Source organism: Micromonospora sp. WMMA1949, from assembly GCF_027460145.1.
Taxonomy (GTDB): domain Bacteria; phylum Actinomycetota; class Actinomycetes; order Mycobacteriales; family Micromonosporaceae; genus Micromonospora.
The window spans coordinates 3,263,129-3,274,627 of sequence record NZ_JAPZBG010000001.1 but is presented as its reverse complement, the minus strand read 5'-3'; the positions used below and the strand labels follow the sequence as shown (position 1 = coordinate 3,274,627).

The window sequence follows — 11,499 nt, the reverse complement described above, 5'->3', positions numbered from 1 at the left end:
CGAGTTTCCGCCCCCGTGTCGCCTGCCGGCACCCACTGTGGCCGACGGCAGTCGGACGGCAGCATATCGGCAGCGATGCCGCCGTGACGTCTGACGATACTTACCCGGCAACAATCACCTGGGAAAGTGAGTCGAACACCATGACGCAGCGATTCGGTTCCGCCGGCAACCTCCGGCGGATCGCGGCTCTCGCGACGGCCGTGCTGGCCACCACCGTCCTGTCCGCGGGGTGCGGGACCGGGGACGCCTCCGAGGGCGCCGGACCGGCGCCGAGCCCGTCGGCCGACCCGAAGGCCGCGCTGCTGGCCGCCGTGCCGGACGAGAAGGACCCGGCCTTCCGGTTCTCCACCATCGAGGGCACCGAGAAGTTCGACGGGCTGGTCGACCCGGCGGCGCGCGGCGTGGAGCTGACCGTGTCGGAGAAGGACCCCGAGTTCACCATGGGAATGACCTTCCGCGTGATCGAGGACGACATCTGGGTGCGCGTCAAGATCACCGGCATGCCCGGCCTGCAGGAGGCGATGAAGCTGCCGAAGCGCTGGATGCTCCTGGACCGCACGAAGCTCGACGACGCCTCGGAGGTGCCGGTCTACCAGAACGCCGACCCGGCCAACACGGCCGCTGTCATCCGGACCGCCGAGACGGTCGAGGATCGGGGCAACGGCACGTACGGCGGGTTCGCCGACCTGACCGCCAACGCCGACATCCGCGAGAACTTCAGCACGGTGGACGTGGCCGCGCTGGGTGAGGCGGCGAAGAAGGTGCCGTTCACGGCCGTGGTCGGGCCGGACGGGAACCTCACGTCGCTGACCCTTGACGTGCCGGCCGCCGGCAAGACGAAGGCGATGAAGCTGGTCGCCAAGTACTACGACTTCGGCAAGGCGCCGAAGCTCACCGCGCCGACGGGTTCGCAGGTGCAGAAGGCGCCGGCGTCGGCGTACGAGATGCTCAACGGCTGACCACGACGTACGCGAAGGGGCGGTGGCCACACGGGGGGCCGCCGCCCCTTCCGCGTGTCAGCGGCCGAGCACGGAACCGCCGTTGACGCCGAGCACCTGCCCGGTGACGTACCCGGCGGACGGTCCGACCAGGTAGCGCACTGCCGCCGCGATGTCGTCCGGCACTCCGGCCCGGCCGACGAGCGTGGCGGCGACCCGCTTGGCGTGGCCCTCGGGCGTCATCCGGTCGCCGAAGAACTCGGTCTCGGCCACGTAGCCGGGGCTGACCACGTTGACGGTGATCCCGTCGGGTCCGAGCTGGGCGGCGAGGTCGTACGCCCAGCCGTGCAGCGCGGCCTTCGCGGCCGAGTACGGCCCGGCGCCGCCGCGCTGCGCGGCGATCGAGCCGAGCAGGACCACCCGGCCGCCGGGACGGCGCAGGGCCGGCAGCAGCGCCTCGGTGAGCAGGACGGCGGTGAGCACGTTGGCGTCCAGGTTGGCCCGCCACCAGTCCGCCACCCCGCCGAGCGAGTCTGTCGCCCCGTGGAGGTAACCCCCGGCGTTGTTGACGACGGCGTCCACGGCACGGTCCCCGACCGCGTCCACCACCGCGCCGACCTGCCCCGGATCGGCCAGGTCGGCGGCGACGGCGGTGACCGCCCCGTCCCGCCCGCTCTCGTCAGAGATCCGCCGCGCGGCGGCGTCGAGCACGTCCCCCCGCCGCCCGACCACGAGAACGTCGAACCCGTCCTCGACGAGCCCACGCGTCACCGCAGCCCCGATCCCGGTCCCACCCCCGCTGACCACAGCAAGCCGCTGCTCCCGCTCCCCCATGTCCGTTCCCCTTCCCGCATCCCCGCCCGGGCCCTGTCCCGCGCGATCATGAAGTTAGCGCCATCGGACGGCGTGTCGCGGCGTTAACTTCATGATCGCCGGAGCAGAGGTGGGCGGGGCGGGAGCGGGTCAGCGGGGGCGGCGGAGGGCGGTCAGGACGGGGGTCAGGCGGGTTCGCAGGCTGGCCAGGCCGCCGGGGAAGAAGTAGACGGCCAGGATGAACACCGTGCCCAGGACGAACAGGGGCTGGCTCAGCGGGTGGCTGAGGAACGCGGGCAGGCTGTTCACCGCCTCGCTGCTGCCGAACGCGGTGAGCCGGTGGTCCAGGTACATGTAGAGGACGCCGCCCAGCACCGGCCCCCATCGCGTACCGGGGCCGCCGAGCACCACCATGACCAGCAGCGACAGCGTCAGCTCCGACGAGGTGATGTGCGGGCTGGCGCCGCCGACGATCAGCACGTAGACCACCCCGCCGGCCGACGCGAGGCCACCGGCGAGCGTGAACGCGACCAACTTGAACCGGTACGGGTCGAGCCCGAGCACGCCGATGCGCCGCTCGTCGTCGCGCAGCCCGGCGAGCACCCGCCCGGTCGGCGAGGCGCTGACCCGGTGCACGACCAGGACCACTATGGCCAGGTACGCCAGCGCCAGCCAGTACAGGTTCACCGTGTTGGTGACGCCCACCAGCGCCGCCGGCAGCCCCGACACGTCCAGCGGCAGGCCCTCCTCGCCGCCGGTGAGGCCGCCGAAGTCGCGGGCCACCAGGATCGCCCCCACCTGCGCGAACGCCAGCGTCACCATGGCGAACGCGATGCCCACCGTACGCAGCGCCACCGCGCCGAGCAGCGCGGCGAGCGTGGTTCCGCCGATCACCGTGAGCACGGCCGCCTGCCACAGCGGCAGCCCGGCCTTGGTGACCAGGATGTCGGTGCCGTACACCCCGGCGGCGAAGTAGAGGGCGTGGCCGAAGGAGAGCATGCCGGTACGCCCGAACAGCAGGTCGTATCCGGCCGCCAGCCCGCCGAAGACCAGGCAGATGGCGAGCAGTTGCAGCGTGCCGGGCGAGTTCAGCGGCCCCTCGAAGATGCCGGGCAGGTTCAGCGTCGAGTACGGCAGCACAGCCGCCACCACCAGAGCCACCAACGGCAGGTACGGACGCAGGCCGTGCCAGCGGGAACGCCCGGGAGTCAGTTCGTCGGGCACCTGCGCCGGAGGCGCGTCGACCACCGAGTTGGTCATGCGTGAGCCACCTTTCCGGCCAGGCCCTGCGGACGCAGCAGCAGCACCACGGCGAGCAGACCGACCACGCACAGGTCGCCCAGCCCGGACGTGCCGTAGTAGTTGACGAACTGTTGCAGCAGCCCCACCGCGACCGCCGCGTACGCGGACCCGACCACCGAGCCCATCCCGCCGATCACCACCACGATGAAGGCGAAGATCAGCAGCGAGCCGCCCTGTCCCGGCGAGACGGTGCCGAAGTAGACGCCGCCGAGCGCGCCGGCCAGCGCGGCGGCGGCCCCGCCGATCGCGAAGACCAGCGTGAACGCCTTGCGCACGTCGATGCCGAGCGCCGTCACCATCTCCCGGTTCTCCACGCCGGCCCGGATGATCAGGCCGTAGCGGGTCCAACGCAGGAACGCCAGCAGCGCGCCGAGCACCACCGCGGCGGCGACGATCAGCAGCAGCCCGGCGTTCGGCACCTGCGCGCCGAGCACCGATGTGACGCCCCGGCTCCAGTCCGGGCGCGGGAACGGCCGCGGGTCCGCACCCCAGGTGGCCTGGAGCAGCGCCACCCCGGCGAGCGACAGGCCGACTGTGACGAGCACCTGCTCGATGGTGCGGGAGTAGAGCGGCCGGATCAGCACCAGCTCCACCAGCACCGCGACGAGCGAACCGGCCAGCACACCGAAGACGACAGCGAGCACGAAGCCGAACCCGTCCGGTCCGGCGCCGGGCAGGTTGCCCGAGGCCCACCAGGTCGCGTACGCGCCGACGCCGAGGAACAGCCCGTGCGCGAAGTTGAGCACGTCGGCGAGACCGAACACCAGGGACAGGCCGGAGGCCACGAGGAAGTACAGCGCCGCCAGGCCGAGCCCGGTCAGCGTCAGCAGGACCACGGTGTTCACGCGTGCACCTCCCCGGAGCCAGAACCCACACCGAGCAACGACTTCGTCAGCGCCGTCTCCAGCAGCAGCTCCCGAGCGTCGCCGGTCCAGGCGACCTTCCCGGCGGAGAGCACCACCGCGTCTGTGGCCAGCCGCCGCACCACCGCCAGGTTCTGCTCGACCAGCAGCACCGGCACGGATTCCGCCACCCGTTCCAGCACCTCGGCCACCTCGGTCACCACCTTCGGCGCCAGCCCTTTCGTCGGCTCGTCGACCAGCAGCAGCCGGTTGTCGTTCAGCAGCACCCGGCCGATCGCGAGCATCTGCTGCTGCCCGCCGGACAGCGAGCCGGCCCGTTGCCGTCCGCGCCGCTCCAGCTCCGGGAAAAGCGCGAAGACCTTGTCGTACGCGGGCGTGACGCCGCGTCGTTCCGCGAGCCGCAGGTTCTCCGCGACGGTGAGCCCGGCGAAGACGCAGCGGTCCTCCGGCACGTAGCCGAGGCCGTCGCGGACCAGCCGGTGGGTGGGGCGGGCGAGCAGGCTGCGGGCACCCATGCGTACGCTTCCGCGCACCTCGCCGCGCGGCGTCAGCCCGACGATCGCGCGCAGCGTGGTGGTCTTGCCGACGCCGTTGCGCCCGAGCAGCACCGTCACGCCGGTGGGCGCGACCTCGAACGACACCCCCTGGAGGATGTGCAGTCCGGCGATCCGCACGGACAGGTCCGCCACGGACAGGACAGGTTCGGTCATTTAGAGCGCCTCCCCCAGGTACGCCTCCTGCACGGTGGCGTTCGCCATCACCGTGTCCGGGGTGTCGCAGGCCAGCAGCGCGCCGTGGTGCATCACGGCGATCCGGTCGGCCAGCTCCAGGATCACGTCCATGTGGTGTTCCACCATGAGCACCGCCCGGCCGCTGTCCCCGGTCAACGACTTGATCACGCTGACCAGCTCGGGTACGTCCTCGGCGCTCACCCCGGCCATCGGCTCGTCCAGCAGCATCACCCGGGGTTCACCGGCGAGCAGCAGCGCGATCTCCAGCTTGCGCTTCTCGCCGTGGGCCAGGGTGCCGGCGAGCGCCGTACCCCTGTGGTGCAGGCCGACCCGGTCGAGCGCCGCGTCGGCGGCGGCGGCCACCTCCCGGTCGGCCGCCGCCCGCCGCCACAGCTTCATCGAGCCACCCCGGTGTGCCTGTACGGCGAGCCGGACGTTCTCCCGCACGCTCAGCGAGCCGAAGACCGAGGACGCCTGGAAGGTACGCCCCAGGCCGAGCCGGGCACGCCGGTACGGCGGAAGCGCGGTGATGTCCGCGCCGTCCAGCAGGACCGTGCCCTCGGTGGGCCGGCGCAGGCCGGTGATCAGGTTGAACAGGGAGGTCTTGCCGGCGCCGTTGGGCCCGATCACGCCGAGGAACTCCCCCGGCGCCAGATCGAGGTAGACGGAGTCGACGATGGCGACCTCACCGATCCGCCAGGTCAGACCGCGGGTGGCGAGCATCGGTCAGCCCTTCATCTGCGCGACCGGCGGCGCGCTCTCGTCACCGGTGAGCGACTTCTGCGCGGTCGCCGTGAAGGCGGTTCCGCTGCCGGAGAGCTTCGCCTGGTACATCGGCTGGAGCAGGGCGTGGTCCTCGGCGCGGATCTTCATGGTGCCCTTGACGCCCTCGAACTCCCAGCCCTCCAGCGCCTTGACCATCTTCTCCACGTCGTCGCCGCCCTCCTGCACGGCACGGACGACCATCTGCGCGGCGGCGAACCCGTCCGGGTGGAACAGGTCGAGCGTGCCGCCCGGCACCTTCGCCTTCGCGGCCTTGGCGGCCTCGGTGTCGCTGGCGCCGTCGAAGTAGTGCGACAGGAACGAGATCTTGCTGCCGGCCGCGCCGAACGTCGGCCACGAGGCGCGGATGTCGAGGCCGGTGACGACGGTGGTGGAGGCGAGGACGCCCTGCTGGTCGAGCGTCTGCCACATCGCGCCGGCGGTGGTGCCGGCCCAGGCGACGAAGAGCAGGTCCGGCTTGGCGGCCTTGATCTGGCTGGCGAACGGCGTGAACTCGGTGGCACTGGCCGGGGCCCGTACGCTGCTCACGTTCGCACCGGCGCCGCCGATGACGGCCTTGACGGCGGCCTCGTTCGCGTCACCGAACGCGCCGTCCTGCGCGAACACCACGACCTTCTTGCCGCCCGCGTCGCCGATGAACGACCGGGCGGTCACCACGTCCTGCCACGACTGCCGGCCGGAACGGAACGTGTACTTGTTCGCACCGGTCACCGCGTCCGTGGCGGCCGGGCCGGAGATGAACAGCACCTTGTTCTGCGCGGCGATCGGCGCGACCTGGAGCGCCACCCCGGAGGAGGTGGACCCGGCGATGATCTTCGTACCCTTGCCGATCAGGTCCTTCGCGGCGGACACGGCCTTGGCCGGGTCGCCCGCGTCGTCGGCCTCGGTCACCTCGATCGTGCGGTCACCGACCTTGCCGGTGCCCTTCGTGGCGAAGTCGAGGCCCGCCTTGAAACCCTCGATGTACTGCTTGCCGTAGCTGGCGAGCGGCCCGGACTGGGAGTAGACCAGACCGACCTTGACCGGGGCGGCGTCGCCGCCGCCGGATGCGGTGTCCTGCGGGCTGCCACAGGCCGTGGCGGCCAGAGCGACCGCCACCGAGGTGGCGGCGGTAAGGAACACCCGTCGCGTGTGCCGGATCGTCATTGCGACTCCAGGTGAGGACAGGGGGAATGTCAGTTGTCGGCTCACGCTAGAAGTGACGTCACCCACGGGCTATGTGGTCGGCGCACACAAGTACCCGTGACGGGATGGCCGCACGTTACAACGGCGGACATCGACACGTAACCGCACCGACCCGGGATGGCCACACCCACCACGCGCACCTCGCCGGGAATGTCGCCCCACGCCATCGCGCGTCGGTCACCGCCCGCCGCAGTCCCCGTCGTGGTCGGCCGCCCGTGCACATCGCCGGCCACCGTCGCGCGGGCGGTCGCACCAGACCCAGTGGCGTACGGACTGCTCGTCCTCCCGCGACACGGTCGTCCCGGCGCGCTCCACGTCGGCCAGGAACCCGAGCGCCCGGCAGATGGCCCGCGCGAACCCCCGCGCGCCGTCGAGATCGGCCGCGAGAACCGGCAGGTGTACGACGAACCGCTCCCGGCTCACCGCTGCGCGCCCGGTGTGAACCGGGACTGCCAGCTCCTGAGCGCCGCCTTGATGCGGGTGTTCTCCTCGGCGTACCGGGACGCGTCTCGCCGGGCCAGAGCCAGATCTCCCGCCACCCGGTAGAGGAAGGCGTGCACCTCCGCCGGGTCGAGCCCGTGCCGCACGGTGCGGAACCTCCGCTCGCGGATCTGCCCGACGCTCAGCGGCCGGCACGAATCCGATCGGTACCAGCCCTGGTTGGGCGAGCCGCCCTTGCCGCGTCGCCGGGATGGCTGGAACAGGTTGAGCACGTTACGCACGCCGATCCTCCTCACCGAGCCGTGGAGGCGGCCCGCCTGCAGACAGGGGACGCGGGCGGGCCGCCGACCCCGAGACCGCAGCCCGTTCGGCGGTACGACCCCGGAGCCCAATCCGGGTCCGGCTCCCGAGGTTTGCCGAACCAACCGGAGCCGGACGCGGTCAGCCTACCCAAAATACCTGTGTAGGTCGAGCGTCCACATCGGGCTTTCCGCTTGTTGCAGTTACTGGTGTAGGCCCGGCATGATCGGAGGTGCCGAACCGACCGGAGTCCTCACCATGCCTACAGCCGAAGCGCCGTATCGTCAGATCGCCAACGAACTCGCCGCAAAGATCAAGAGTGGCGAGTTGAAGCCCGGCGACAAGTTGCCCTCGACCCGTGAACTCGCCGAAGCCTATGGCGTCCACATGAACACGGCGTCCCGCGCTCTCTCACTACTGCACGATCGCGAGTTGATCACCGGCCAGCCCGGCCGAGGCACCTACGTAGCCGACCCTCCGGCCTGATCAACTCCACTACGCCGAAGTGGCGGCATCATCGCGCCCGGAAGCAGCCACTTCCCCGAAGTGGTACCCGCCCCGCGCGACAAGCCCGCCCGCCACCGCCCACCACCGTCGATCTTGGAGTTATGGCGCCTCGGATGCCCGGTTAGCCCGACTTATCAGGCGCCACAACTCCAAGATCGCAGAGGTTTCGGGGCGGCGCGGGCGGGAGCTCCCCGTTCGGCTTGTTGCTGCGTCGAGCGCCGTCCATCGGGCGAGACTGGCGTTCCGCGAGGTGGGATCGGTGGAGATCTTGGTAGGAAAGGGCCCCTATGAGGGCCGTTTGATACCAAGATCTCTCGGAGCTGGGGAGCCGGGGGGCCCGTGACGGACCTGGGCAAGCGGACGGGGTGCCCGCCGCTTGCGGCGGGCACCCCGGAAGAAGGAGCAGGGTCAGCGGCCGGCTCGGGCGGCCACCGCCGTGTCGGGGTGGTCGCTGAACACGCCGTCCAGGCCCAGGTCGAAGAACAGCTCGTACTCGGACGTGATGTCACCACGCGCGTTCGGGTCGGTGCCGATCCGGAAGTCCACCGGCAGGAACTGGTTCTCGGCCCGGAACGTCCACGCGTGCACCACCAGCTTCCGCCGGTGCGCTTCCCGGATCACCGCTGTCGGCGCGAGCAGTCGTCCGGCCGGGTCCCGGGGCACGATCAGGTTCTTGTTCAGGCCGACGCCGTCGGCGTACCGGGAGATCCAGGCCAGTCCCGCGGGCGTCGCCAGGTCCGCGTAGGTCCGCTTGTCGCCGCCCGCGACGAAGTCGTAGGGCGCGCCGGACGCGTCCATGAGCTGCACCAGCCGCACGTCGATCATCGTGTCGAGCTTGCGCAGGTTGGCGGTCTCGAAGCTCTGGACGAACACCGGGTCGGCGCGGTGGGTGAGCCGGTTGCGGCGCAGCACCGCCACCAGCGGCTCCTCCAGTGGACGGCCGATCGACGCGAAGTAGGTCGGGTGCTTGGTCTCCGGGTAGACGCCGATGGTCCGGCCGCGGGCCTTCGACTCGGTCCGCGCCAGGTCGATGACCTCCTGGAACGTCGGGATCTCGAACCTGCCGTCGAACGCGGTGTTGGCGACCCGCACCTGCGGCAGCCGCTCCTTGGCCCGCAGCGTCTTCAGCTCGGCCAGCGTGAAGTCCTCGGTGAACCAGCCGGTGACTGTCACCCCGTCGATGGTCTTCGTCGCCTTGCGGGCGGCGAACTCGGGGTGGGCGGCCACGTCCGTCGTACCGGAGATCTCGTTCTCGTGCCGCGCGACCAGGACGCCGTCCCTGGTCGCGACCAGGTCCGGTTCGATGAAGTCGGCGCCCTGGCGGATGGCGAGCCGGTAGGCCTCCAGGGTGTGCTCGGGGCGGTAGCCGCTCGCGCCGCGGTGGCCGATCACGATCGGCCGCTGGGCCGGGCGAGCCTGCTCGGCGGCGCGGTGGTCCGGGCCGGCCTGGGCGGCCACGGCCGGCACCACCACTGCGGCCGCCGCGAGCAGCGTGCCGGCCACGCCGAGGGCGGAAAGGGTACGTCGCAACGCCGTCTCCTGTCGTCGATGGGTACGCACAGCAGACCGGGTGTGGTTGACCGCCAGTTGGTCGGTTCCTGACCTGCCGGTGAATCTCCGGACGGAAGATGACGGGGTGCGCCGCCTGCTCCGGAAGCCCGTACGGCTGGTGCCGTTGGGGTTCCTGGCGGTGATCCTGGTCGGCACCGGCCTGCTCATGCTGCCCTGGGCCACCAGCGAGCAGCGGTACACCCCGTTCGTCACCGCGCTGTTCACCTCCACCTCGGCGGTGTCGGTGACCGGGATGGCGGTGACCGACACGCCGAACTACTGGAACGGCTTCGGGCTCGTGATGATCACCGTGCTGACGCAGCTCGGTGGTCTGGGCATCCTGACCGGGGCGTCGCTGGTGATCCTGGCGGTGTCCCGCCAGCTCGGTCTGCGTAACCGGCTGCTCGTGCAGGCGGAGACCGCCGAGTTCGGTCTCGGCGACGTACGCCGGCTGCTGCTGCGCATCGCGGCGACGGTCTTCGTCACCGAGGCGCTGATGACGGCGGTGATCGCCGCGCGCCTGTTCCTGGCGTACGACTACCGGCCGGGCCGGGCGCTCTGGTCGGCGGTGTTCCACTCGGTGCAGGCGTTCAACAACGGCGGGTTCGCGCTCTACTCGGACGGCCTGATCGCGTTCTCCCGGGACGGCTGGGTGGCGCTGCCGCTCAGCGTCGGCGCGATCATCGGCGGGCTGGGTTTCCCGGCGCTGTTCGAGGCGGTACGCGAGTGGCGGCAGCCGGCGCGCTGGGCGGTCGCCACGAAGCTGACCGTCTGGGGCAGCGTGGTGCTGACCGTCTTCGGCGTCGCGTACCTGCTGGTGGCCGAGTGGGGCAACCCGTTCACGATCGGCACCTTCGACGTGCCGGGCAAGTTGCTGGCGTCGTTCACCCAGATCGCGTTGAGCCGTACCGGCGGCTTCGACGTCGTCAACGTCGGGCGGCTCACCGACGAGAGCTACCCCATGCTGATCGGCCTGATGTTCATCGGCGGCGGCAGCGCCAGCACCGCGGGCGGCATCAAGGTCTCCACGTTCTTCCTGCTCGGCTTCGCCATCTGGGCCGAGCTGCGGGGCGAGCCGGACACCACAGTCGGGCACCGCCGGGTGGCGACGGCGAGCCAGCGGCAGGCGCTGACGGTGGCGCTGCTGAGCGTGGCGCTCGTGGCCGGCGGGACGGTCGGCCTGATCGCGCTGACCTCGCACATATCGTTCTCGGCCGCGTTGTTCGAGGTCACCTCCGCGTTCAGCACCACCGGCCTGACCGTCGGCGTGTCCGGGCAGCTCTCGCCACCGGGCCAGTACGTGCTGACCGCGCTCATGTACATCGGACGGATCGGGCCGCTCACCCTCGGCTCGGCCATCGCGTTGAACACCCGTCGACGGCTGTACCGCTACCCGGAGGAGCAACCCATTGTCGGCTAGACATCCGGAGGAGACCGGCATCGCGGTGATCGGCCTGGGCCGGTTCGGCTCGCGCCTGGCGGACTCCCTGTCCCGCCTCGGCTACGAGGTGCTGGCGATCGACCGCGACGCGGGGCGGGTCCAGCACTGGTCGGCCGACCTGGACCGGGTGGTGCAGGCGGACACCACCGAGGAGGCGGTGCTGCGCCAGCTCGGGCTGGCGGACTTCCGCCGGGTCGTGGTGGCCATCGGCGCGTCGCTGGAGGCGAGCGTGCTCACCGTGCTGGCGCTGGCCGAGCTGGGAATCGAGCAGATCTGGGCGCGGGCCACGTCGGAGAAGCACGCGAAGATCCTGCACTCGGTGGGCGCGCACCACGTGGTCTTCCCCGAGCAGGAGACCGGCGAGCGGGTGGCGCACCTGATCGTCAGCCGGATGCTCGACTTCATCGAGTTCGACGACGACTTCGCCATCGCCAAGATCAAGGTGCCCGCGCCGCTGGTCGGGCGGTCGCTGCGCGACATCGCCCCGCAGGACCGGTACGGCGTGATGGTGGTCGGCGAGAAGCAGGCCGGGGAACCGTTCCGGTACGTCGGGCCGGACACCGTGTTGAAGGCGGACAGCGTACTGATCGTGGAGGGTGGCATCTCCCAGGTGCAGCGCTTCTCCGCGGTGACCTGACCGGGGC

At 71.1% G+C, this 11,499-nt stretch carries 13 protein-coding genes; 4 read left to right on the top strand and 9 right to left on the bottom strand.

From position 1 onward, the window contains the following. Nucleotides 1-140 precede the first annotated feature (140 nt). Nucleotides 141-959 carry a hypothetical protein gene (locus tag O7607_RS15505; RefSeq protein WP_269703941.1) on the top strand — a complete coding sequence of 273 codons (819 nt, stop codon included), beginning with the start codon at nucleotides 141-143 and terminating at the stop codon, nucleotides 957-959. A 57-nt stretch (nucleotides 960-1,016) separates the two neighbouring features. Here the strand turns inward: O7607_RS15505 and O7607_RS15500 are convergent, their stop codons facing one another. The 8 genes from O7607_RS15500 to O7607_RS15465 all read right to left on the bottom strand — a co-directional run bounded on the left by O7607_RS15500 (nucleotide 1,017) and on the right by O7607_RS15465 (nucleotide 7,337). Beyond that, the gene (locus O7607_RS15500; protein WP_269703940.1) at nucleotides 1,017-1,772 is read right to left on the bottom strand and encodes an SDR family NAD(P)-dependent oxidoreductase; all 756 of its coding nucleotides are present in this window, start codon (nucleotides 1,770-1,772) and stop codon (nucleotides 1,017-1,019) included. A gap of 129 nt (nucleotides 1,773-1,901) precedes the next feature. After that, complete coding sequence (locus O7607_RS15495; protein ID WP_269703938.1) at nucleotides 1,902-3,011, bottom strand: branched-chain amino acid ABC transporter permease; 1,110 nt, start codon at nucleotides 3,009-3,011, stop codon at nucleotides 1,902-1,904. Next, nucleotides 3,008-3,898 (bottom strand): branched-chain amino acid ABC transporter permease, encoded by an 891-nt coding sequence (locus tag O7607_RS15490; protein ID WP_091426567.1) that lies wholly within the window; start codon nucleotides 3,896-3,898, stop codon nucleotides 3,008-3,010. The genes O7607_RS15495 and O7607_RS15490 overlap by 4 nt, the downstream gene beginning before the upstream one ends. Then, complete coding sequence (locus tag O7607_RS15485; protein ID WP_269703937.1) at nucleotides 3,895-4,626, bottom strand: ABC transporter ATP-binding protein; 732 nt, start codon at nucleotides 4,624-4,626, stop codon at nucleotides 3,895-3,897. The genes O7607_RS15490 and O7607_RS15485 overlap by 4 nt, the downstream gene beginning before the upstream one ends. Next, nucleotides 4,627-5,370 carry an ABC transporter ATP-binding protein gene (locus O7607_RS15480; RefSeq protein ID WP_269703935.1) on the bottom strand — a complete coding sequence of 248 codons (744 nt, stop codon included), beginning with the start codon at nucleotides 5,368-5,370 and terminating at the stop codon, nucleotides 4,627-4,629. A gap of 3 nt (nucleotides 5,371-5,373) precedes the next feature. Then, nucleotides 5,374-6,576, bottom strand: a complete 1,203-nt coding sequence (locus tag O7607_RS15475) for a substrate-binding domain-containing protein (RefSeq protein ID WP_128136766.1) — start codon at nucleotides 6,574-6,576, stop codon at nucleotides 5,374-5,376. Nucleotides 6,577-6,792: 216 nt separating this feature from the next. Then, complete coding sequence (locus O7607_RS15470) at nucleotides 6,793-7,038, bottom strand: hypothetical protein (protein WP_047894639.1); 246 nt, start codon at nucleotides 7,036-7,038, stop codon at nucleotides 6,793-6,795. After that, nucleotides 7,035-7,337, bottom strand: coding sequence for a DivIVA domain-containing protein (locus O7607_RS15465; RefSeq protein ID WP_269703934.1), 303 nt, complete (start codon nucleotides 7,335-7,337; stop codon nucleotides 7,035-7,037). The genes O7607_RS15470 and O7607_RS15465 overlap by 4 nt, the downstream gene beginning before the upstream one ends. Nucleotides 7,338-7,614: 277 nt before the next feature. Between O7607_RS15465 and O7607_RS15460 the strand changes: the two genes are divergently transcribed. Continuing rightward, entirely contained in the window at nucleotides 7,615-7,842 is a 228-nt protein-coding gene (locus O7607_RS15460) for a GntR family transcriptional regulator (protein WP_269703933.1), read from the top strand. Between the two features lie 429 nt (nucleotides 7,843-8,271). Here O7607_RS15460 and O7607_RS15455 read toward each other — a convergent pair whose 3' ends face one another. Beyond that, on the bottom strand, nucleotides 8,272-9,393 hold the full coding sequence (locus O7607_RS15455; protein ID WP_269703931.1) for a glycerophosphodiester phosphodiesterase: 1,122 nt from the start codon (nucleotides 9,391-9,393) through the stop codon (nucleotides 8,272-8,274). Between the two features lie 106 nt (nucleotides 9,394-9,499). Between O7607_RS15455 and O7607_RS15450 the strand changes: the two genes are divergently transcribed. Both O7607_RS15450 and O7607_RS15445 read left to right on the top strand, forming a co-directional pair. Then, complete coding sequence (locus tag O7607_RS15450; RefSeq protein WP_269703929.1) at nucleotides 9,500-10,834, top strand: TrkH family potassium uptake protein; 1,335 nt, start codon at nucleotides 9,500-9,502, stop codon at nucleotides 10,832-10,834. Next, nucleotides 10,824-11,492, top strand: a complete 669-nt coding sequence (locus tag O7607_RS15445; RefSeq protein ID WP_269703928.1) for a potassium channel family protein — start codon at nucleotides 10,824-10,826, stop codon at nucleotides 11,490-11,492. Before O7607_RS15450 ends, O7607_RS15445 begins: the two co-directional genes overlap by 11 nt. Nucleotides 11,493-11,499 lie beyond the last annotated feature (7 nt).

What these genes read in the sequence shown, in the direction of transcription:
- O7607_RS15460 (WP_269703933.1), top strand. Translation starts at nt 7,615, where the DNA reads ATGCCTACAGCCGAAGCGCCGTATCGTCAGATCGCCAACGAACTCGCC.
- O7607_RS15495 (WP_269703938.1), bottom strand. Translation starts at nt 3,011, where the DNA reads ATGACCAACTCGGTGGTCGACGCGCCTCCGGCGCAGGTGCCCGACGAA.
- O7607_RS15500 (WP_269703940.1), bottom strand. Translation starts at nt 1,772, where the DNA reads ATGGGGGAGCGGGAGCAGCGGCTTGCTGTGGTCAGCGGGGGTGGGACC.
- O7607_RS15485 (WP_269703937.1), bottom strand. Translation starts at nt 4,626, where the DNA reads ATGACCGAACCTGTCCTGTCCGTGGCGGACCTGTCCGTGCGGATCGCC.
- O7607_RS15505 (WP_269703941.1), top strand. Translation starts at nt 141, where the DNA reads ATGACGCAGCGATTCGGTTCCGCCGGCAACCTCCGGCGGATCGCGGCT.
- O7607_RS15480 (WP_269703935.1), bottom strand. Translation starts at nt 5,370, where the DNA reads ATGCTCGCCACCCGCGGTCTGACCTGGCGGATCGGTGAGGTCGCCATC.
- O7607_RS15475 (WP_128136766.1), bottom strand. Translation starts at nt 6,576, where the DNA reads ATGACGATCCGGCACACGCGACGGGTGTTCCTTACCGCCGCCACCTCG.